General features: G+C 72.8%; 18 protein-coding genes. 10 read left to right on the top strand and 8 right to left on the bottom strand.

The features are described 5' to 3' along the window. The first annotated feature begins 74 nt into the window (after positions 1-74). Positions 75-689, top strand: coding sequence for a 30S ribosomal protein S4 (rpsD, locus tag ABZS51_RS03825; protein ID WP_355435866.1), 615 nt, complete (start codon positions 75-77; stop codon positions 687-689). A 64-nt stretch (positions 690-753) separates the two neighbouring features. On the opposite strand, the gene ABZS51_RS03820 is transcribed toward rpsD, so the two are convergent. Next, positions 754-1,566: an ion transporter gene (locus ABZS51_RS03820; RefSeq protein WP_310712029.1), complete on the bottom strand. Its 813-nt coding sequence runs from the start codon at positions 1,564-1,566 to the stop codon at positions 754-756. A 52-nt stretch (positions 1,567-1,618) separates the two neighbouring features. After that, the gene (locus ABZS51_RS03815) at positions 1,619-2,092 is read right to left on the bottom strand and encodes a nitroreductase family deazaflavin-dependent oxidoreductase (RefSeq protein WP_355435818.1); all 474 of its coding nucleotides are present in this window, start codon (positions 2,090-2,092) and stop codon (positions 1,619-1,621) included. Between the two features lie 114 nt (positions 2,093-2,206). Here ABZS51_RS03815 and ABZS51_RS03810 point away from each other — a divergent pair, with 114 nt between their 5' ends. Then, positions 2,207-2,524, top strand: coding sequence for a DUF4190 domain-containing protein (locus tag ABZS51_RS03810; RefSeq protein ID WP_355435816.1), 318 nt, complete (start codon positions 2,207-2,209; stop codon positions 2,522-2,524). Here the strand turns inward: ABZS51_RS03810 and ABZS51_RS03805 are convergent. Next, on the bottom strand, positions 2,447-3,157 hold the full coding sequence (locus tag ABZS51_RS03805) for a TetR/AcrR family transcriptional regulator (protein ID WP_355435813.1): 711 nt from the start codon (positions 3,155-3,157) through the stop codon (positions 2,447-2,449). The genes ABZS51_RS03810 and ABZS51_RS03805 overlap by 78 nt on opposite strands. A 61-nt stretch (positions 3,158-3,218) precedes the next feature. Here ABZS51_RS03805 and ABZS51_RS03800 point away from each other — a divergent pair, with 61 nt between their 5' ends. Both ABZS51_RS03800 and ABZS51_RS03795 read left to right on the top strand, forming a co-directional pair. Then, on the top strand, positions 3,219-3,965 hold the full coding sequence (locus ABZS51_RS03800; RefSeq protein ID WP_355435810.1) for an ATP-binding cassette domain-containing protein: 747 nt from the start codon (positions 3,219-3,221) through the stop codon (positions 3,963-3,965). Beyond that, entirely contained in the window at positions 3,962-4,699 is a 738-nt protein-coding gene (locus ABZS51_RS03795) for an ABC transporter permease (protein ID WP_355435807.1), read from the top strand. The genes ABZS51_RS03800 and ABZS51_RS03795 overlap by 4 nt, the downstream gene beginning before the upstream one ends. Before the next feature lie 24 nt (positions 4,700-4,723). Here the strand turns inward: ABZS51_RS03795 and ABZS51_RS03790 are convergent, their stop codons facing one another. Next, a complete protein-coding gene (locus ABZS51_RS03790) occupies positions 4,724-6,076 on the bottom strand; it encodes a S8 family serine peptidase (protein ID WP_355435803.1) in 1,353 nt (450 codons plus the stop codon). A gap of 166 nt (positions 6,077-6,242) precedes the next feature. Between ABZS51_RS03790 and ABZS51_RS03785 the strand changes: the two genes are divergently transcribed. Further along, positions 6,243-8,273, top strand: coding sequence for a spermidine synthase (locus ABZS51_RS03785; RefSeq protein ID WP_355435800.1), 2,031 nt, complete (start codon positions 6,243-6,245; stop codon positions 8,271-8,273). A 318-nt stretch (positions 8,274-8,591) separates the two neighbouring features. Here the strand turns inward: ABZS51_RS03785 and ABZS51_RS03780 are convergent, their stop codons facing one another. Both ABZS51_RS03780 and ABZS51_RS03775 read right to left on the bottom strand, forming a co-directional pair. After that, positions 8,592-10,460: an LCP family protein gene (locus tag ABZS51_RS03780; RefSeq protein ID WP_355435797.1), complete on the bottom strand. Its 1,869-nt coding sequence runs from the start codon at positions 10,458-10,460 to the stop codon at positions 8,592-8,594. Positions 10,461-10,719: 259 nt separating this feature from the next. Then, complete coding sequence (locus tag ABZS51_RS03775; protein ID WP_355435793.1) at positions 10,720-11,724, bottom strand: neutral zinc metallopeptidase; 1,005 nt, start codon at positions 11,722-11,724, stop codon at positions 10,720-10,722. An 876-nt stretch (positions 11,725-12,600) separates the two neighbouring features. On the opposite strand from ABZS51_RS03775, the gene ABZS51_RS03770 reads away from it, so the two are divergent. Together ABZS51_RS03770 and folP are read left to right on the top strand one after the other, a co-directional pair. Continuing rightward, positions 12,601-13,470, top strand: a complete 870-nt coding sequence (locus ABZS51_RS03770; protein ID WP_310712039.1) for a LysR family transcriptional regulator — start codon at positions 12,601-12,603, stop codon at positions 13,468-13,470. A 702-nt stretch (positions 13,471-14,172) separates the two neighbouring features. Then, on the top strand, positions 14,173-15,003 hold the full coding sequence (gene folP / locus ABZS51_RS03765) for a dihydropteroate synthase (protein ID WP_355435790.1): 831 nt from the start codon (positions 14,173-14,175) through the stop codon (positions 15,001-15,003). 60 nt (positions 15,004-15,063) lie between these two features. On the opposite strand, the gene ABZS51_RS03760 is transcribed toward folP, so the two are convergent. Beyond that, complete coding sequence (locus ABZS51_RS03760; protein ID WP_355435787.1) at positions 15,064-16,410, bottom strand: ATP-binding protein; 1,347 nt, start codon at positions 16,408-16,410, stop codon at positions 15,064-15,066. Beyond that, a complete protein-coding gene (locus ABZS51_RS03755) occupies positions 16,403-17,077 on the bottom strand; it encodes a response regulator transcription factor (RefSeq protein WP_310712043.1) in 675 nt (224 codons plus the stop codon). The genes ABZS51_RS03760 and ABZS51_RS03755 overlap by 8 nt, the downstream gene beginning before the upstream one ends. Before the next feature lie 152 nt (positions 17,078-17,229). On the opposite strand from ABZS51_RS03755, the gene ABZS51_RS03750 reads away from it, so the two are divergent. The 3 genes from ABZS51_RS03750 to ABZS51_RS03740 are packed head-to-tail and all read left to right on the top strand — an operon-like array spanning position 17,230 to position 20,427. Next, a complete protein-coding gene (locus ABZS51_RS03750) occupies positions 17,230-18,417 on the top strand; it encodes a DUF2092 domain-containing protein (RefSeq protein ID WP_355435784.1) in 1,188 nt (395 codons plus the stop codon). After that, positions 18,414-19,412, top strand: a complete 999-nt coding sequence (locus ABZS51_RS03745) for an ABC transporter ATP-binding protein (RefSeq protein ID WP_355435781.1) — start codon at positions 18,414-18,416, stop codon at positions 19,410-19,412. Before ABZS51_RS03750 ends, ABZS51_RS03745 begins: the two co-directional genes overlap by 4 nt. Beyond that, positions 19,399-20,427, top strand: a complete 1,029-nt coding sequence (locus ABZS51_RS03740; RefSeq protein ID WP_355435778.1) for an ABC transporter permease — start codon at positions 19,399-19,401, stop codon at positions 20,425-20,427. Before ABZS51_RS03745 ends, ABZS51_RS03740 begins: the two co-directional genes overlap by 14 nt. Positions 20,428-20,521 lie beyond the last annotated feature (94 nt).

The following is a 20,521-nucleotide window of genomic DNA, read 5'->3' as shown; positions in this document are numbered from 1 at the left end:
CGGCTCCTTGAGATCAACGTGAAGACTAGGTTAGCCTTACCTAAGTAAGCATTACCTAATCACATGAGGTGAACGTGCGCTACACCGGTCCCAAGGTGCGGCTGTCCCGCCGCGCGGGCGTGCCGCTGACCAGGAAGGCCATCCGCTACTTCGAGCAGCGGCCGTACCCGCCGGGCGAGCACGGCCGCAAGACCAACCGCCGCACCACCGGCGACTACGGCCTGCGCCTGCTGGAGAAGCAGAAGCTGCGCTGGTACTACGACGTGTCCGAGCGGCAGCTGCGCCGCTACTGGGACCTGGCCGTGCGCAAGCCCGGCGCGTCCGGCGCGGAGCTCGTCACGCTGCTGGAGACCCGTCTGGCCTCCCTCGTGCTGCGCGCCGGCCTGGCGCCGTCGATCTACGCCGCCCGCCAGTACGTCACACACGGCCACATCGCCGTGGACGGCCGCAAGGTGGACATCCCCAGCTACCTGGTCAAGCCCGGTCAGGTCGTCTCGGTCCGGGAGCGGTCGCGGCGCATGCAGCCGTTCGTGGCCGCCGCCGAGGGCGTCCACGCCGACGAGCGGATCGCGCCGTACCTGTCCGTGGAGCACGCCGACCTGCGGTTCACGCTGACGGCCCGGCCGGAACGCGAGCAGATCGCGGTTCCGGTGGACGAGCAGCTCGTCGTGGAGTTCTACTCCCGCTGACCCGCCCGGCCATGCCTCCCGCCGTGCCTCCCGCCGTGCCTCCCGCCGTGTCTCCGGTCGGGGGTCATCGGCCGGGGCCGTCGAGGACGCCGTCGCGGCGCAGGGCGGCGACCTCGCGGCGCAGCGCCGCCAGCTCGTCCAGGATGACGCGGGTGGAGGCCGCCGACTCGTCGCCGAGCCCCTGCAGCTCGGCTCGCTCGGCCGCCGACTCCTCGTCCATCGCGCTCACCACCACCGCCATGAACAGGTTGAGGACGATGAACGTGGAGATCAGGATGAAGGCGGTGAAGAAGATCCAGGCCGTCGGGTGAAGGGTCATCACGTCCCGCGCGATGTTCCCCCAGTCGTCGCCCGTCATGGTCTGGAACAGCGTGAACAGCGAGGAGGGCAGGCTGCCGAAGCGCTCCGGGGCCGCCTGGCCGTACAGCTTGGTGGCCATGACGCCCGCCACGTACAGCACCAGGCCCAGCAGCACCACGATGGAGCTCATCCCCGGCATGGCGCGCAGCAGGGCCGACACGACGCGGCGCAGGCTGGGCACCACCGACAGCAGGCGCAGGGCGCGCAGGATCCGCAGCGACCGCAGCACGGACAGGCCGCCGGTCGCGGGCACCAGCGCGATCGCGACGATCAGCGCGTCGAAGACGTTCCAGGGGTCGCGCAGGAAGCGCGACCGCTCGGCGTAGATCTTGGCGATCAGCTCGGCGACGAAGACGTAGAGGGCGGCGTGGTCGATGGCGGTGAGCGTGGCGCCGTGCCGCGCGGCGACCGCGGGCACGGTCTCCAGGCCGAGGGTGGCGGCGTTGATCAGGATGACGACGACGATGAGCTGCTGGAAACGGCGGCTCGTGACGACGGCGCGGACACGTTCACGCACGGGTGGAGGCTCCTTGACGGTTTCGGGTGCCCCACCATGATGGCGTAGAAGATCACCTGGGCGTGAGCCGGAAGACCCTCAGCTCCCTGCCCGACTTCTCCACGTACCGGTCGTAGAGGGGCCACTGCTCGACCAGCTCCCGCCAGGCCGCCTCGCGCTCCTCGCCGGTCAGCAGCCTGGCCGTGACGGGGATCTGCCGGCCCTTGTACGTGACCGCGGCCTCCGGCTTCTTCATGAGGTTGCCGGTCCAGGCCGGATGGTTCTCGCGGCCGAAGTTGCTGCCGACGACGAGGAAGCCGCCGTCCGGCTCGGGACGGCAGGCGAGCGGCGACTCGCGCAGCCGCCCCGTCTTGGCGCCGGTGGTGGTGAGCACCAGCGACGGCACCACGCGGTCGCTGCTGATCACCTTGCCCCGGGTCAGCCGGTAGAGGGCGCGGTCCAGCTGGGGGACGAACCGGGGGCCGACCTTCAGGAACCAGTCGGTCGAGGCCATCCACTGGGCGAAGGGCTTGAGGACCTGCATCATGCCGCGATTGTAGCAAGCGCTAGGTCAATACCACTCCCCGTGCAACGTCCGTCCGTCGGGCGGCCTTCGTGGTATAAACGACCGCTGTCAGGCGACGACGAGGGGCGAGCGCAGATGTCCTACCCGAACTACGGCCCGTCCCCCTATGGACCGCCGCCCCAGACCCACCCCAACGGCACGACGATCCTCGTGCTGGGCATCCTCAGCCTGGTCGTGTGCGGCCTGCTCGGCCCGTTCGCCTGGGTGATGGGCAACAAGGCGCTGCGCGAGATCGACGGCAGCGGCTACTACTTCGAGAACCGCGGCATGGTGCAGGCCGGCCGCATCTGCGGCATCGTCAGCACCTGCCTGTGGCTAGCGCTGATCGCCTTCTACGTGGTCATCTTCCTCGTCGCCGGCGGCCTCGCCGTCTTCAGCCGCGTCGGCACCTAGCGGGCGCCGGCCGTAGTCGCCGATCCCCGACTCCAGCAGGTCGAACAGCGCCTCGGTCTGCTCGCGCAGCCACGCCTCGACCTCGCGCGGGCTCTCGCCCGCCGTCCGGCGGCGCAGCGCGTGCTGTGACAGCAGCCGCGTCGTGTCGAGGATCTGCGCCGCCACGAGTTCGGGCCGCACGTCGTCGGGGCCGGCGACCGTCTCCTCAGCGATCGCCGCCGCCACGCGGGCCATGACCTGGTGCTCGATGTCCCGTGTCCGCGCCGTCAGCGAGGGGCTCTCGGCCACTACGCGCATCCACGTCTCGGCCCCCTCGTTGAAGCCGTAGCGCCAGTCGCCGGTGTCCAGGGCGTCGAGGAAGTCGCGCCGGAAGGCGTCCACCACGCTCTCGCCGGGCCGCCGCTCGCGGACGATCCGTCCGTAGATCTCCTCCAGATCGGCCTGCCGGTCGAGGAAGAGGTCCTCCTTGGTGCGGAAGTAGTTGAAGACGGTGTTGACCGACACGTCGGCCGCGCGCGCCACCTCCGCCACCGTGACCTGGTCGAAGCCGCGCATCAGGAACAGGCCCGTCGCCATGTCGGAGATCCGGCGGCGGGTCTCCCGCTTCTTGCGCTCGCGCAGTCCTTCGTCCATAAGGTCATCGTATCTAGCTTGCAGTGACACCAAAATTAGGGCTAGTTTAATTTTGGAGGCGATGAAATTGATCGAGACCAAAGGTCTGGCGAAGACCTTCAAGGGCGGCGTGCAAGCCGTCGCAGGCGTGGACATCACCGTCGAGCCCGGCCGGATCGTGGGCTTCCTCGGCCCGAACGGCGCCGGCAAGAGCACGACCATGCGCATGCTCACCACGCTGCTGGCCCCGACCTCGGGGAGCGCGACCGTCGCGGGCTGCGACCTGCTCACCGACCCGGCGGGCGTGCGCCGGCGCATCGGCTACGTCTCGCAGAACGGCAGCGTCAACCTCGCCGTCCCGCCTGCCGGGGAGCTGGTGCTGCAGGCCATGTTGTACGGCATGAGCCGCGAGGAGGCGCGCGGGCGCGTCGCCGAGGTGCTGGCCCTGCTGGAGCTGACCGGCATGGAGCACCTGCCCGGCGGAGCGCTGTCGGGCGGCCGGCGTCGCCGCTTCGACCTGGCGTTCGGGCTGCTGCACCGCCCGCCGCTGCTCTTCCTCGACGAGCCCACCACGGGGCTCGACCCCCAGAGCCGCGCGCACCTCTGGGACCACATCCGCGCGCTGCGCGCCGACCACGGGATGACGGTGTTCCTCACCACGCACTACCTCGACGAGGCCGACGCGCTCTGCGACCGCCTCCTGATCATCGACGGCGGCCGGATCGTCGCCGAGGGCAGCCCGGCCGAGCTGAAGGCCGGTGGCCGCACCCTCGACGACGTGTTCCTCGACATCACCGGCCGGTCGCTGCGCGAGGAGGTGCCGGCGTGATCAGGTCCGCGGCCCGGGACACGTGGCTGCTGTTCCGCCACAACCTCGCCGTCACGCTCCAGCAGAAGCTCGGCCTCGTCTTCGGCGCGATCCAGCCGATGGTGTTCCTCGTCCTGTTCGGGCCGATCTTCGCCTCGATCGGCACCTGGGAGACGCTCGTGCCCGGCCTGATCGTGCAGCTCGGGCTCATGAGCACCGGCATGGCCGGCTTCGGCGTCGTCTTCGAGCGGCGCTTCGGGGTGCTGGAACGGCTGCGCGTCACCCCGGCCAGCCGCCTGGCGCTGCTGCTCGGCCGGGTGCTCAACAACGTCGTCGCGCTCGTCGTGCAGACCGTGGTGCTCGTCGCCGTCGGCTACGCGTTCGGGCTGCGGGCGCCGGTCGCCGGCCTGCTGGCGGGGCTCGTGCTGGTCGTCGTGCTGGGCGCGGGCCTCGCCTCCCTGTCGTACGCGGTGGCGCTCACCATCGACGAGAACCTGTTCGCGCCCGTGATGAGCACGATCGTCATGCCGCTGGCGCTGCTGTCGGGGTCGTTCCTGCCGATGTCGATGGCGCCGGCCTGGCTCGACGTGCTCTCGCGGATCAGCCCGTTCCGGTACGTGCTTGAGGCGCTGCGCGAGCTGTTCGCCGGGCACTACGCCACCGGCACGGTGGGGCTGGGCGTGGCGGTGACCGCGGTGCTGGCCGTGGTGAGCGTCGCCGTCGGCACCCGCGTGTTCAGCCGTGAGAACGCCTGAACACGCGGGACCGCTCCCCGGGGTTCAGGCGGCGGACCGGCGCCGCAGCGCCGCCAGGATCCCTTCCGGGTCGATGACCCCGTACCCGTAGTCGAAGTCGAAGCCCACCTCGCTGCGGTCGTCGGCGGTGCGCCGCAGCAGCGCCCGCAGCTGCGACGGCGACAGCCGCGTGGACGGCCAGCGGGTGCGCAGCGCGGCGACGAGGCCGGCGGCGACCGGCGTGGCCGCCGAGGTGCCCGAGTCGGGCTCGGTGTCGCCGAACGCCCGCGAGCCGGAGAAGTGCGTGTAGGCGCACACGTCCGGCTTGCGGGCGGTCAGCCGTCCCGGCCCCTGCGAGGAGTAGCCGACCCGCTCGCCGGTGATGTCCACGCCGCCGATCGACAGCGCCTTGGCGTGCGAGTTGGCGCCGACGATCGGCCGGTCGGGGTAGGCGCACCGGCCGTCGCGGCACTGGCGCCCGCAGTTGCCCGCCGCGAACAGCACGTCGGCCCCCGCCTGGTCGAGCGCGGTCACCATGAGGTTGAACGGGTGGGCCGGGTTGTCGGAGTAGTTGCCCGGATGACCGACCGGGAAGTCCCACTCGGGGGAGAACGACCCCCAGGAGTTGGTGACCACCAGGGCCCGCGTCTCGGCGGGCTGCGCCTCCAGCACCCCGCGCAGGTGCGCGAACGCGGCCACCGCGTCCGACAGCAGCCCGTCGAGCGCCGACCCGCCGGGCCGCCTGGACAGCAGCACCGGCACGTCCACGAGCGTGGCCCGGGGCGCGCCGATGAGCGTGTCGAACGCGCACATCGTGCCGTGGTCGACCTCGAACTGGCCCGGCCGCCCGTCGACGCCCGGGGGCACCCAGCTGCGCGCCGCGTCGAGGATGACGTCCCTGCCGAGCTGCCGCGTGGTGTGGGCGAGGTTGATCCCGGTGTCGAGCACGGCCAGCGCCACGCCGGACCCGTCCAGCCCCTCGGCGCGCAGCGCGTCGGCGCCGAGCAGCCGCTCGACGTCGTGCCAGGTGCCGACGGGCGGGTCGCCGCCGCAGGTCAACGTGGTGTGGATGACCGGGTCGGCGAACACGCCGGTGACGTCGGGGCGCAGCGAGGTCAGCATCGCCACGCGGGCGGTCAGCTCGTCGTCCGCGATGACGCCGCGCACCAGCACCGAGGCGTCCTCGGCGGCGAGCGAGAAGCCGAGCGGCTGGTTGAGCGACAGCGGGTCGCCGCCGGGCGGCGGCACCGGGCGCGCCAGCGGCACCGGCGTGTACGCGGGGTCGAGGACGACGCCGGGCAGCCCGTCGGCGACGTCGGCCACGGTGGCGCTCCGACCGGGGTCGACGACGGCCGCGACCACGTCGGGGGAGGGGCGGAGCTGGATGAGGACGCGCATGGGGTCACCACCGGGGATCGGAACGGGCGGACGCCCCCACGTTCCTGCATCCGCGGGGCCGCGTCCAGCGGTTCGCCCTGGGCTGACCTGCACAAACATCATCAAGAGGGCGAACCGGTCGCGACGGGCTTCCCCGCGGCCGATCCGTTCACTACGGTGAGGCGGCATGACCCCCCTGGCCCCCCACGCACCGAACGGCGACCACTGGCTGGCGGTGCGGCCGAGGCTCGTCCTCGCCAGCGCGTTCATGCTCTTCCTGGAGCTCGCCCTGATCCGCTGGACCGGGTCGAACATCGTCCACCTGAGCTACTTCACGAACTTCGTGCTGCTCGGCTCGTTCCTCGGCATCGGGCTCGGCTTCCTGCGCGTGGGCAGGTCCAAGGGGCAGCCGTACTACTCGCCCGTGGTGCTGTTCGGTCTGGTCGTCGTGGTCCTGGCCTTCCCCGTCACCGTGGACCGCGACACCGAGGGCGTCCTGTACTGGACGAGCCTGGCCACCACCGGGCCGCCCGCCTGGCTCATCCTGCCGGTGATCTTCTGCGCGGCGGCGCTCGTCCTCATGGGCCCCGCCGAGCTGGTCGGCCGCTGCTTCCCCGAGCTGCCGCGCCTGGAGGCCTACCGCTACGACCTGATCGGCAGCCTGACCGGCATCGCCGCCTTCACCGCGCTGTCCTTCCTCAGCGCGCCGCCCGTCTTCTGGGGCGCCGTCGCCGCCGTCGCCTACGGGCTGCTGCTCACGCCGCGCCCCCTCCTGTCCTACCTCGCGTTCGTCGCCGTGCCCGCCCTCGCCGTCGTCGGGCTCCTGCTGGCCGAGACGCTGACCGCCGGCGCCCTGTGGTCGCCGTACTACAAGGTCACCTTCCGGCAGTTCGAGCAGCTCGGCGTGCCGGTGACCGACATCTCCGTCAACGGCATCCCGCACCAGCAGGCCGTGCCCGCCGCCGCCCGGCTCCAGTGGGAGCGCCAGTACGGCCTGCCGTACGAGCGCGCCGCCACGCCGCCCCGTGACGTGCTCATCGTCGGCGCCGGCAGCGGCACGGACGTCGCCATCGCCCTGTCCAAGGGCGTGTCCCGGGTCGACGCCGTCGAGATCGACCCCAAGCTGCGCGAGCTGGGCGGCTCCACGCACCCCGACCACCCCTACGACGACCCGCGCGTGACCACGCACGTCACCGACGGCCGCGCCTTCCTGGAGCGCACCTCCGCCAAGTACGACCTGATCCTGTTCGCGCTGCCCGACTCGCTCACGCTCGTGTCGGGGGCCAGCTCGCTGCGCCTGGAGAGCTACCTGTTCACCGAGGAGGCCATGCGGGCGGCCCGCGCCCACCTCAAGCCGGGCGGCGCCTTCTCCATGTACAACTACTACCGCGAGAGCTGGCTGGTCGACCGGCTGGCCTCGACGGTGAAGGCGGCCTTCGGCCACGACCCGTGCGTGGACGTCGTCAGCACCGCCGGGCAGCAGGCCGTCATCACCGCCGGCGTCACCCCGGCCGCGCAGCGGTGCGCCGCCCCGTGGGCCGGGGCCACCGCCGGCACCCCGCCGCCCGCCGGCGACGACCGGCCGTTCCTCTACCTCAAGGACCGGACGATCCCGCCCATCTACCTCATCACCCTCGGCCTGGTCCTCGCCGCCAGCCTGCTCGCCGTCCGCGTCGTGGCCGGCCCGTACCGGCGGATGCGCCCGTACGCCGACCTGTTCCTGCTGGGCGTGGCGTTCATGCTGCTGGAGACCAAGAGCGTGACCGGGTTCGCGCTGCTGTTCGGCACCACCTGGGTGGTCAACGCCATCGTCTTCGCCGGGGTGCTCGTGGCGGTGCTCGCGGCCGTCGAGGTGACGCGCCGCTTCCGCACCCCGCCGCTGCCCGTCATGTACGGCGTGCTGCTCGCGGGGCTCCTACTGGCGTGGCTGGTGCCCAACGCGTGGCTGCTGTCCCTGCCGCTGCCGCTGCGGGCCGTCGCGGCGGTCACGGTGGCGTTCCTGCCGATCTTCGCGGCCAACGTGGTCTTCGCCAAGCGGTTCGCGGACACGGCCGACGCGACGACGTCGTTCGGGGCCAACCTGCTGGGCGCGATGGTGGGCGGCTGCCTGGAGTATCTCGCGCTGGTGATCGGCTACAAGGGGCTGATCATCGTGGCCGCCGTGCTCTACCTGGCGGCTTTCGCACTGCTGCCCCGCCGGGGCGCGGTCTCGGCCTGACGAGCCGCCCCTCGGGTGGGCGCCCGTCGGGCCGGCGTGTCATTCCCGTGTCCGTCCGGCCGGCGCGTCCGTTCCGCTCCGAGCCGGTCGGGCTGTCCGTTCCGAGCCGGTCGGGCCGTCCGTTCCGCTCTGAGCCGGACGCGGCGTCCGACGTGTGCGGCGGCTCTTCCCGAGAGCCTGGCCGGAGGTCCGGCCGGTCTCCTCGCGCCTCAGAGGTCCCGGCGGTCTCCCCGCGCCTGCCCGGTCTCCCCGCGCCTGCCCGGTCTCCCCACGCCTGCCCGGTCTCCCCGCGGCGGGCGCGGGGAGACGGGGCAGGCGTCACAGGCCGCAGAGCTCCTCGAGCGTCTTGGCCGTCTTCTGGGACCCGTTGCGGGTCGGCGTCTGCGTCGGCCTCGCGGCCGTCGTCGCGGGACCCGTCGAGGTGGGGGCGCCGGCCGAGGGCGCGCCGGGCGAGGCGCTGACGTTCGCCGCCTGGGCGCGCCGGGCCGGCTTGACGGAGTCGGCGACCGCCTTGATCGCGGCGCGGCGGATCTTCACCCAGTCCGCGGCGCCCGGCCAGAAGTCCGGCGGGACGAACTGCATGCTGGTGATCTTGGCGCTCTTCACCTTGAACGCCAGCGCGACCAGCGGCTGCACCAGCTTCTGGGGGATGTTGGTCTGTGCCAGGCGCTTCGCCGCTCCGGCGATCTTGGAGAAGTTGATCAGGATCTTGTCCGGGGTGGCCTGCTTGGTGAAGGCGCCGATGACGCAGCGCTGGCGGCTCATGCGGGAGAAGTCGTCACTGTTCACCCGGGAGCGGCCGTACCACAGGGCCTCCTCGCCCGTGAGCTTCCGGAAGCCGGCCTTGATCGTGCCGGCGGTGCCGAAGTGGCCGCCCCACTTGACGTCCTGCTCGACCCGGATCTTCAGGCCCCCGATGGCGTCCACCAGGTCCGCGAAGCCGAACATGTTCATCAGGGCGTAGTAGTTGATCTCGAGATTGAGCGTGTAGCCGATGGCGTCCATCAACGCCCGGGGACCCTTGTTGTGGCCGCCCATGATCTCCGGGTGGTCGTTGGCGTACTGCCAGACCTCGTTGAGCAGGCCGCCGTTCGGCAGCTCGGCCATGTAGCCGTTCGGGAACTGCTTGTGCAGCGGCGACGACGGCGGGAAGCGCACGTGCTGCAGGTTGCGCGGCAGGCTGAACAGCACCGTGTTGCCCGTCCGGATGTCGACGCTGGCCACCGTCATGCTGTCGGTGCGCACGCCCGTCCGGTTGCCCGCCGCGTCGCCGCCGATCAGCAGGAAGTTCACCCGGTTCTTGCCGTTCCAGGGGTCCGCCTCCTTGATGGGCGCCACGTCAGGGTCGCTCGGGACGCTGGGGAAGATGGTCTGGATGGCGTCCCTGGTCGCCAGCACGGTGTTCGCGGTGAGCGCGAACGGCGCCATCACCGACACGCACAGCACGCCGACCACGATGCCGGAGACGATCTGACCCTGCTGGTTCAGCCGGTTGGGGCTGAGCGCCACGTACGAGGTCACCACCACGGCGAACCAGCACAGCGCGCCCAGCGCCGCTAGCGCGGTCACCGCGATCAGCGCGTCGTCCCCGACGAGGGTGGCGACGTTCTCCTGGGTACGCGTCAGGACGTAGGCGAGGGCGGCGAGCAGCAGCACCGCGTACGCGCCGATCAGCACCAGCCCGGTACGGCGGTGCCCGGCGCGCAGGTGCGCGACGCCGGGCACGATCACGGACAGGGCCGTCCAGCCGAGGACGGAGCCGACGGTCAGCGGCTTGGCGAAGCGCGGCGCGCCGCCGCCCGGCCGTCCCGGTCCCCGGCCGCCCTTCCCGCCGGACGGGCGGCCCTTGCCTGCCGGCCGGGTCTCACCGGTTCGGCGGCCTTGGCCGGCCTCATGCGCCCGATGCCCTTCGCCGGCCTCATCGGCCTGGCGGCTCTCCCGGGCCTCATCGGCCCGGTGGTCCTCCCCGGTCTTGTCGGCTCGGCGGACCTCCCGGGTCTTGTCGGCCTGGCGGCCCTCCCCGGTGCCATTGCTCCGGACGCCCTCGCCGGTGTTCCCGGCCTGGCGTCCCTCGCCGTTGGTGTCCCCGGCCCGGAGGCCCTCGCCGGTGTCCTCTGCACGGCGGCCCTCGCCGGGCGCGACCGGCTCCGCGGCGGGGCGGGGCGGGTCGCTCCGAGGGCCGCCCACGGGCGGCGCAGGGGATTCGGCGCCCTCCGACGCGGAGGGGCCCGACCCGGGGCCGGACGCCGCGCGAGGACGGCGCGGACGTCGTTTCCCGCCCCCCGTCCCGGCGTCTACCCCATCGCGCTTGCTCACACCGGCTCCTTCACGCCTGCCAGGCAAAACTCGGTTTTGCCCCCCGTTGGGCACAAGATTGCCAGGATTCTAGTCCCCATATACGGACAACCGAGACATGTGCTCAAGCTGAGATGAACGTCGAATGACGTCAGGACGTCGTGGAGGACGGAGCCATCCACGTGTTGCACTGGTACACCTGACTGCGCTCCCAGCCCTGCCGGAACCACCGGTTGTTGTTGGGCGGCGAGCCGTGGTCGCGCGGGTAACCCGGGTAGTCGCCCACCTGGCCGTAGAACCAGAACAGGCGGCTGCGGTTCGAGGTGCTCACCGGGTACGAGGTCGCGACGGAGCGCATCCACATGCCCGCGAAGCAGGTCGCCTGCAGCTCCAGCTTCCGGCTGAGCGCCAGCTTGCCGCTCCTGCCGCTCGTCTCCAGCGTGCGCTCCCACCAGGAGTCCATGAGGCCCGTCAGGTTCTGCACGTGATGGCCGTACTCGTGGGCCATCATGCTGACGATCCCGCCGTTCCACGCGAGGAGCTGGGCGTAACCGCGGGACGTGCCGTTGCCCCGCGCCATCGCCGTGGTCGAGGCGTAGATGGTGTTGTTGCGCGGGCAGTAGTACGGGACCATGCCGCCCGGTGCCGGGTAGTCGCCGCACGCTCCTCGGCCGCGCTTGGCGGCGATGGCGTAACCCGGCGGGCTGAACGCGATGCCCTGCTTCTCCAGGATCGGCCGCCACGCCTTGTCCATGCAGGCGCCGGTCTTCAGGATGAGTGCCTTGAGCTGGGCGTGGTCGAACACGTTCGCGTTGCCGGCCCGGCAGCTCAGCCTCGGGAGCGAGCCGGCGCGGTAGACCGTGTTCGTCCTCAGGCTCCGGTCCAGCTTGACCTGGGCCGGCGGGGTGACCGTGTCGTCGGGGGTCGGCGTCTCCTCGGTCTGCTGCGCGTCGTGGGTCTCCGAGGGGCGGGGCCGGGTCGTGGTGGGGAACGGGTCCGCGGTGTCGCGCGAGGTGGGCCGCTCGTAGGTGGGGATGGCGACGGGCGTGGTCGTCTCGGTGCCGGAGGTCCTGAACGCCACGGTGCCGATGACGAGCAGCACGAACAGCGCCGCCATCGACGCGAACACCAGGCCCACGATCCCTGCCGCGCTCATGCCCCGCTTCTTCCGGGGCTGCTGCGGCCACCCGTACGGGCCCGGGGGTGGGGGTGTCGAAGGCTGGGGCGGGCCCGGTTGGTACGGCGGTTGGTGGGGGCCCGGCCGGGGCGGCCACGCCGAGCCGCCCGGAGGCGGAGGCGGCGGCGGTGGCGGGACCTGTCGGGGCGGGCCCTGCGGGGGAGAGGGCGCCTGCGGGGCCCCGTACGGCGCGCCGTACGGGGAGCCAAGCTGTCCCTGCTGCCCGGGCTGCCGGCCCGGGGCCGGGTGCCCGGGGTACGGCTGGTCGGGAGACGGCGGGCCGTAAGGCGAGTTCCCATGTGCCGGGGACGGGCCCGGCCTGCCGTACGGGGTCCCGCCTTGAGGGGGCGCGGCCGGCGGCCCGTACGTTCCGCCTTGAGGGGGCCCGGACGGTGGTCCGTACGGCGTTCCGCCTTGAGGGGGCGAGGATGGTGGTCCGTACGGCGTTCCGCTCTGAGGGGGCGCGGACGGTGGCCCGTAAGGAGAACCACTCGGGGGTGGCGCCGACGGCCATCCGTGGGGAGAGCCGTCCTGGGAAGGGGCGTGGTCCTCGCCGGGCGGGCGGCGGCCGGGAGGCGGCCAGGGGAGTGACGGTGGCCTCTGGGGGTGGCCGGGCTCCTGGGGCGTGGGGGGATGCTGCCCGTTGCCTGTCACGCTGTCTCCCCGACTGGTCGCTTGTCCGTAATGCGTGACTTGAGAAGTCACTGGCCGAAGCTTTGCCAAATTTGGGGCAGAAGCATACTGATTTATCACCCGTCACGGATGTGACAGCACTCGGTCACGGTCCGAAATCATTCGAGGTGATCTCCGCTATGTTCCCCACCGCGCGGCGGGCGGTGTCCTAGCTTCTTTGGCATGAACCTCCAGCAGCTCCGCTATGTGGTCGCGACTGCGGAGCACCGCACCATGACCGACGCGGCCAGGTCGCTCTATATCGCACAGCCTGCGCTTTCGCGTGCGATAAGGGATCTGGAACGCGAACTCGGCCTGACGCTCTTCGCCCGGTCCGGACGCGGTGTCGTCGTCACCGCCCAGGGCCGCCGGGTGGTGAAGCTGGCGAGGGAGGCGCTCGACGCCGTCCACGAGATCGAAGGACTCGCCAGCCACGCCGGCTCCACCGACACGGAGCTGCGCATCGCCTCCACCCCCACCCTCGAACCCGGCCTCGCCGGACGCCTCCTGCCCGCCTACGCCGCCGAGCATCCCGGTGTCCGCGTGCAGATCGTCCGCTGCGAGGGGCGCGAGGCCGTGGTCAACGCCATCCGGGAGCAACGCGCCGACCTCGGGCTCACCGACCTGCCCGTGCCGGCCGACCTGATCACCCATCCCCTGGAACGTCAGGAGATCGTGCTGATCTCACCCCCCGGCATGGAGCTGCCGAACCCGGTGCCGATGGGCCGGCTCGACGGCATGCGCCTGGCGTTACCCGCCCGTGGCAGCCTGCGGCGCAGGGAGCTGGACGCGATGTTCGGCAAGTACTCCGTCAACCCGGTGGTGGTCCTGGAGACCGACGAGCGCAACGGCTGGCTCAATGCCGTGCGCAGCGGGAAGGCGTCGCTCCTGTGGTACCGGGGGATGGCCGAGCAGGCCAGCCGCGCCGGGCTCGTGGTGCGCTCGCTCGAACCCGCCGTCCGCCGCGTCATCGCCGTCGTCCACGCTCGCCGCCGCCTGCCGCTGATCGCCCAGGACTTCCTGTCCGCCGCCGAGAAGGGCCCCGCCGCCTGACGGCGCCGCCGTCGGCCGCCTCACCCCTCACTCCCCGCCCCTCACTCCCGCACTCCGTGCACGGGCCCCGCCCCTGCCGCCGGCACCGAACCCTCCTCCGGTGCCACCCCCTCCCCGGCCGCGCACCGATCCAGGTGCGTCGCCTCCCCGGCCCCGCACCGCCTCGGGTGTGTCGCCTCCTGGAACGGCCTACCTGGATCCATCCGGCCCTTCCGGCACCGCTCGCCGGCCACGACCGCACCGGCGCACTCGCACCACCGCCGCCTCCGGCGCACCACCGCCGCCTCCGGCGCCGCACCACCGCCATCCACGGCACCGCACCACCCGCCGGCCCGTTACGGCCACCCCGCGGACGCCGCCTTGCCGCAACCCGTCGGGCCGCATGTCCCGTATGTCCTGGAAGCCGAAAAGCCCGCCCCGCGCGGCATCGGGTCCTCCGGGGCAGGTCCTGGAACGGTCCGGCGGGTCCTGGAACGGTCCGGCGGGGGGCTGCCGCACAGTGGACGCCCCGTGACGAGGCCGCGCGCAGGCCGCCCTGCGACCTGTCGCCGAACGGCGGAGCGGCCGGGGCATGCGGCGTCGTTCCGGAGCACCGCCCGCACGCCGCGGGCGGCGGCGCGCGGGCGACGCACCGGCGACCCTGGGATGCGGCCCTGGAGTGGCGGGCGGGAGGTGGGTGGGTGCGCGGTACGCTCGCCCCTGATGAGCACTTTGCGGCTGCGCCACCGGACGTTCGGGCCGGGGGAGTACGCGGTGATGGCCGTGGTCAACCGAACTCCCGACTCGTTCTACGACAAGGGCCGCACCTACGACTTCGGCGCGGCCGTCGAGGCGGTCGACCGGGCCGTCGAGGGCGGCGCGGACATCGTGGACATCGGCGGCGTCAAGGCGGGCCCCGGTGACGAGGTGGACCCCGGCGAGGAGATCCGCCGTGTCGCCGGGCTGGTCGAGGCCGTCCGCGAGCGGCACCCCGAGCTGATCATCAGCGTCGACACCTGGCGGGCCGAGGTGGGCGAGGTGGTCGCCGGCGCCGGCGCGGACCTGCTGAACGACACCTGGGGCGGCCCCGACCCGGGCCTGGCCGAGGTGGCCGCGCGGCACGGCATCGGGCTGGTGTGCGCGCACGCGGGCCCCGCGGCGCCCCGTACCCGGCCGCACCGGGTCGCCTACGCCGACGTGGTGGCCGACGTCGTCTCCCACACGGTGGGCCTGGCGCGCCGGGCCGTGGCCGCCGGGGTGCCGCGCGAGTCGATCCTCATCGACCCGGCCCACGACTTCGGCAAGAACACGTACCACTCGCTGGAGGTCAGCCGCCGGCTGGGGGAGATGACCGCGACCGGGTGGCCGGTGCTGGTGGCGGTGTCGAACAAGGACTTCGTCGGCGAGACGCTCGGCGGGCTGCCCGTCGAGGAGCGGCACGCCGGCACGATCGCCACCCTGGCGGTGTCGGCGCTGCTCGGGGCGCGGGTGTTCCGGGTCCACGACGCCGCGTCCGCCCGTACGGCGCTGGCCGAGATCGCCCGGCTCGTGTGATCGGACGGCCGGGCGCCGTCGTACGGCTGATCGGACGGCCGGGTGCCGTCGTAAGGCTGATCAGACGGCCGGGGGCAGCCGTACGACGGCCCGCAGCCCCGGCCCGGCGTCCTCCAGATGGACCGTGCCGCCGTGGGCGCGCACCGTCTCCCGCACGATCGCCAGCCCCAGCCCGGCGCCGCCCTCGTCCCGGCTGCGCCCCGAGTCGAGCCGTGTGAACCGGTTGAACACCCGCTCCCGGTCCGCCTCCGGGATGCCCGGCCCGTCGTCGGTCACCGTCAGCACCCCGTCGCGGGTCAGCGCCACCTCCACCTTGGAGGCGGTGTGCCGGACGGCGTTGTCCACCAGGTTCGTCAGCACGCGGCTCAGGTCGAGGGCGTCGCCCCGCACCACCACCGGGTCGCACACGATCAGCCGCGCCTCGCCGTACCTGTCGACGATCTGCCGCACCACCTCGTCGAGGTCGACCGGCTCCCTCCGGGCCGGCACGCCGCCGCGCTCGTCCAGCCGGGCCAGCGCGAGCAGGTCCTCGGCCAGCCGCGACAGCCGCATCGCGTCCTCCAGGACGCCCTCGGCCGTCTCCGGCCAGTCCTGACCCTCGGGGTGGCCGAGCGCCACCTCCAGTTGCAGCCGGATGCTGGCCAGGGGGCTGCGCAGCTCGTGCGCGGCGTCCGAGACGAGGGCCCGCTGGCGCTGCTCGGCCTCCTCCAGCCGGGCCAGCATGCCGTTCAGCGTGACGGCCAGGAAGTGGACCTCGTCCCGCGACTCGGGCACGGGCAGCCGGCGCGAGCGTGCCGTGTGCGTGATGTCGGCCGCGCCCCGGCGCAGCGCGGCGATCGGCCGCAGCGTCCGCCCGATGATCATCCAGCTCGCCAGGGCCAGCACCACGACCAGCAGCGGCGTGCCGACGAGCAGCACCCGCCCCGCCGTGCCGACGCTCGTCTGAATCTCGCCCACGGGCCTGGCCGCGAGCACGGTACGCCCGTGGTCCGCGCTGACCGCCATCACCCGCAGCGGCCCCGGGATCGCGTACGGCCGGCCGTCCATGAAGATCGCGGAGCCGTCGCGCAGCAGCCGTGCCCGCTGCCGGGCGTCGACAAGGGGCACCAGCCGGTCGGTGCCGTACGTGGCATGCGTGATGCGGCCGGAGGCGTCGACGACCTGCACGATCGTGCCGTCGTTGGTGGTGATCGGGTTGGTCAGGGTGCCGGCGTCGGCGTGGACGCGCACGGTCTGCGCCTGCTGCCGCGTCGTCTCGTCGATGGTGTCGACCAGCGCCCGGTCCAGCACGCTGACCAGCACCGACGCCGACAGCGCCAGCGCCGCCGCGAGCACCGCGACGGCCACCACGGTCAACCGGAACCGCAGCCCCTGCCGCCGCCACCACGCGTACGGCGTGTCAGGCACCGTCGCCGGCCAGCCGGTAGCCCGCGCCGCGCACGGTCTGCAGGGAGTTGCGGCCGAACGGCCCGTCGAGCTTGCGCCGCAGATAGCCCACGTACACCTCGACCACGTTGGGGTCGGTGTCGAAGGTGTCCCAGACGTGCTCCAGGATCTCCGCCTTCGACACCACCTCGTCGCGCCGGCGCATCAGGTACTCCAGCAGCGCGAACTCGCGGGGGGTCAGCTCCACCGGCGTCTCGCCGCGCTGGACCTTGCGCCGCGCCGGGTCGAGCGACAGGTCGCCGGCGGTCAGCACGGCCGGGCGCCGCCCGGAGTCGCGCCGCAGCAGCGCGCGCAGCCGCGCCACCAGCACCACGTACGAGAACGGCTTGGTCAGGTAGTCGTCGGCGCCCAGGTCGAGCCCGTCGGCCATGTCGTACTCGCCGTCCTTGGCCGACAGCATGAGGATGGGCACCCAGTTGTCCTCGGCGCGCAGCCGCTTGCACACGTTGTAGCCCGACAGGCGCGGCAGCATGATGTCCAGCACCACCACGTCGTAGTCGCCGTGCCGCGCCAGGTGCAGCCCGTCCTCGCCGTCGTGGGCGAGGTCGACGGCGAACCCCTCGGCCTGCAGCCCGCGCTGCAGCGCCGCCGCCATCCGCCGCTCGTCCTCGACGACCAGTACTCTCATGCGCCCCATCCTCCCGTGCCCGCCCTGAGACGGAGCTGAGAAGCCTGAGAGCCGTCTCAGCCCGTCTCAGGCTCCTCAAAGGATGCATGACGCAAGCTGCTGACATCGACATGAGCGTCGAGCTGAACATCCGCATACGGTTGAGGAGTGACATGCGTAGAGGCACGTTCGTGAGGTGGGCGGTCCCGGTCGCGGCGGCTGCCGTCATCGGAGGGGCGCTTGGCGCCGGTCCCGTCATCGCCGCCGTCAGCGGTGAGCCGGCGCTGCCGGAGCGGTCGGCGCAGCAGCTGCTCGCCGACGCGGTGGCCGCGTCCAAGGACAAGAACGGCCCGCCGGCCATGTCCGGCACCGTCCAGCAGACCGCGTCGCTCGGCCTGCCCGCACTGCCGCAGAGCGGCGGCGAATCGCCGTTGACGCTGCTGTCGGGCTCGCACGAGATCAAGGTCTGGTACGGCTCCAGGAACCGGCTCCGCGTGGCCATGCCGACGCAGATGAACGAGACCGACCTGATCGTCAACGACGACCAGACGTGGTACTGGGACAGCGCCGCCAACACGGCCACCCGCCTCAAGGTCAAGGCGGGCGCCAGGGACACGCCCGAGGCGCACCGCCCGGCCACCTCCACGCCCGCGGCGATGACCCCGCAGGCGGTGGCCGAGCACCTGCTGGCCACGGCGGGCGAGTACAGCACCATCAGCGTGGCCAACACCGACAAGGTGGCCGGCCGCCCCGTCTACCAGCTCGTCGTCGCCCCCAAGGACGAGGGCTCGCTGGTGAAGGAGGTGCGGCTCTCGCTCGACGGCGAGACGTACGTGCCGCTGCAGGTGCAGGTGTTCGCCAAGGGCTCGTCCGAGCCGGCGTTCCAGCTCGGCTTCACCCAGGTGACCTTCAGCGAGCCGGCGGAGGAGAACTTCACCTTCACCCCGCCCGCCGGGGCCAAGGTGAAGGAGACGACCATCGGCGACGAGCCGCCCGCCGGTCAGGAGAAGGCCGTGGAGAAGGCCGAGGAGGCGAGGAAGGCCGCCGGCGACCGGCTGAAGGTCGTCGGCGACGGCTGGACCAGCGTCGCGGTGCTGAAGATGTCCGAGGCCGACCTCAAGGGCCTGCAGTCCGGACAGCCTCAGCAGGACGGCCAGGACGGCCGTAAGGGTCAGGACGGCAAGGCCGACGGCGCGATCACCGAAAGCCTGCTCAAGGCGGCAACCCCGGTGAGCGGCACGTGGGGCTCCGGCAAGCTGATCAGGACGAAGCTCGTCACCGCCCTGATCACCGACGACGGCCGGGTCCTCATCGGCGCGGTCACCCCGGAGGAGATCACCAAGGCGGCGGGCATCAGGTGACGACCGTCACGCTCGAAGCGGGGGCGCCCTTCGGGGCGGCCCCGCCCTCCGCCGGCCCCGCGATCGTCACGCGGGAGCTCACCAAGCGCTTTCGCGGCGGTCAGGTAGCGGTGGACGCGCTCGACCTGACCGTGCCGCGCGGCTCGGTCTTCGGGTTCCTCGGGCCGAACGGCTCGGGCAAGACCACCACCATCCGCATGCTGCTCGGGCTCGTCGCGCCCACCTCCGGTGAGCACGAGTTGCTCGGGCTGCCGCTGGGCGAGGCGCTGCCCCGGGTCGGGGCGCTGGTCGAGGGGCCCGCGTTCTACCCGTACCTGTCGGGTGAGGCCAACCTGCGCCGTTTCGACGCCGCCGACCCCACCGCGCCGTCCGCGACCGCGCGCCGGCGCGTCGCCGAGGCGCTCGACCGGGTCGGCCTGACGGCCGCCGCGGGCAAGCGCTACCGCATGTACTCGCTCGGCATGCGCCAGCGGCTGGCCATCGCCGCGGCGCTGCTCGGGCCGCGCGAGCTGCTCGTGCTGGACGAGCCGACGAACGGGCTCGACCCGCAGGGCACCCGGGAGGTGCGCTCGCTGGTCAAGGAGATCGCGGCCGGCGGCACCACGGTGTTCGTCTCGTCGCACCTGCTGGCCGAGGTGGAGCAGATGTGCACGCACGCGGCGGTCATGCGGGCCGGCCGGCTCGTCGCCCAGGGGTCGATGGCCTCGCTCAGCGGCGGCCAGGCCACCCGGGTCCAGGTGCGGACGCCGGACCCGGCCGCCGCGCAGCGCGTCCTGCGCTCGCTGGGCCTCGCCGACGTGCGGGCCGACGCGCGGGCCGAGGCCACGGCGGAGGGCTCCGCGGTGAGCGCCGAGCTGGGCGGGCACGCGCCGGAGCGGGTCAACGCCGCCCTCGTGGGGGAGGACGTGGCCGTCCGGGGGTTCGCGGTCGTACGGCCGAGCCTGGAGGACGTGTTCGTCAGACTGACGGGAGAAGGATTCGATGTCGACGGCTGAGACGCGCCCCCGGCGCACCCCGGGCCTCGTCCCGGTCTCCGAGACGCTCCGCACCGCCGACCGCGACAGCCCCGAGTTCGCCCCTGCCGTGACCGAAGGACCGGCCGTGGCGGAGGCGGGCACCGGAGCGGGCGCCGCAGGGGGAGGCGCCCGGGGCGACGGCGGGCCGCTCCCGCGCCGCGCCGGGGCGTTCTGGCGGCTGCTCGGCTCCGAGCTGGGGCTGACCTTCCGCCGGCCGCGCAACCTCGTGATGCTCGCCGTGCTGGCCAGCGTCCCGATCATTCTCGGCGTCGCGCTGCGCCTGGTCGCCGACGGTATGGGCGACGACGGCCGGGGCGGCGGGATGGGCGGCCTCATCGAGTCGGTCGCGGGCAACAGCCTCATGCTGGCCTTCGCGTCGCTGTCGTTCCTCGTCGTGCTGCTGATGCCGGTCGCCGTGAGCGTGGTGGCGGGCGACGCGATCGCCGGCGAGGCGGGCGCGGGCACCCTGCGCTACCTGCTGGCCGCCCCGGCGGGGCGCACCCGGCTGCTGGCGGTCAAGTACCTGAACGCGGTCGTGTTCTCCTTCGCCGTCGCCGCCGTCGTGGCCGTGTCGGCCCTGCTGACGGGGCTGGCCTTGTTCCCGGTGGGGCCGGTGACGCTGCTGTCGGGCACCACCGTGTCCGTGGCCGACGGGCTGCTGCGCATCCTGGTCAGCGTCGGGTACGTCGGCGCGGGCATGGCCGCGCTGGCGGCCGTGGCGCTGGCGCTGTCGACGTTCACCGAGGTGTCCATCGGGGCCATCGCCGGCACCGTGGTCATCGTCATCGTGTCGCAGGTGCTGCGCGCCGTGCCGCAACTGGAGGCGGTCAGCCAGTACCTCCTGCCGACCTGGTGGCCGCGCTTCGACGGGGCGCTGCGCGACCCGATCGACGTGGGGGCGATGCGGGACGGGCTGGTCGCGTTCGGCGCGTACATCGTGCTGTTCGGCTCCGTGGCGTGGGCGCGCTTCACCGGCAAGGACATCACGTCCTGAGCCGGGCGAGGGGCCTGTCCCGGGGGAGTCTGTCGCCGTCGGGCCCGCGGCCGGGGGGAGCGGTGGGGGCCGGAGAGCCTGCCCCCGCGTGGCT

Origin of the sequence: Nonomuraea sp. NPDC005501 (assembly GCF_040605905.1) — a bacterium.
Taxonomy (GTDB): Bacteria; Actinomycetota; Actinomycetes; order Streptosporangiales; family Streptosporangiaceae; genus Nonomuraea.
Note: the sequence above shows the minus strand (reverse complement) of the source record. Positions and strands in the feature narration are given on the sequence as shown.

Bases quoted from the DNA above. Each gene is read 5' to 3' on its own strand.
- ABZS51_RS03815 (WP_355435818.1), bottom strand. From the start codon at position 2,092: ATGATGCAGGTCCTCAAGCCCTTCGCCCAGTGGATGGCCTCGACCGAC.
- ABZS51_RS03810 (WP_355435816.1), top strand. From the start codon at position 2,207: ATGTCCTACCCGAACTACGGCCCGTCCCCCTATGGACCGCCGCCCCAG.
- ABZS51_RS03805 (WP_355435813.1), bottom strand. From the start codon at position 3,157: ATGGACGAAGGACTGCGCGAGCGCAAGAAGCGGGAGACCCGCCGCCGG.
- ABZS51_RS03800 (WP_355435810.1), top strand. From the start codon at position 3,219: ATGAAATTGATCGAGACCAAAGGTCTGGCGAAGACCTTCAAGGGCGGC.
- ABZS51_RS03790 (WP_355435803.1), bottom strand. From the start codon at position 6,076: ATGCGCGTCCTCATCCAGCTCCGCCCCTCCCCCGACGTGGTCGCGGCC.
- ABZS51_RS03785 (WP_355435800.1), top strand. From the start codon at position 6,243: ATGACCCCCCTGGCCCCCCACGCACCGAACGGCGACCACTGGCTGGCG.
- ABZS51_RS03775 (WP_355435793.1), bottom strand. From the start codon at position 11,724: ATGAGCGCGGCAGGGATCGTGGGCCTGGTGTTCGCGTCGATGGCGGCG.
- ABZS51_RS03770 (WP_310712039.1), top strand. From the start codon at position 12,601: ATGAACCTCCAGCAGCTCCGCTATGTGGTCGCGACTGCGGAGCACCGC.
- folP (WP_355435790.1), top strand. From the start codon at position 14,173: ATGAGCACTTTGCGGCTGCGCCACCGGACGTTCGGGCCGGGGGAGTAC.
- ABZS51_RS03755 (WP_310712043.1), bottom strand. From the start codon at position 17,077: ATGAGAGTACTGGTCGTCGAGGACGAGCGGCGGATGGCGGCGGCGCTG.
- ABZS51_RS03750 (WP_355435784.1), top strand. From the start codon at position 17,230: ATGCGTAGAGGCACGTTCGTGAGGTGGGCGGTCCCGGTCGCGGCGGCT.
- ABZS51_RS03740 (WP_355435778.1), top strand. From the start codon at position 19,399: ATGTCGACGGCTGAGACGCGCCCCCGGCGCACCCCGGGCCTCGTCCCG.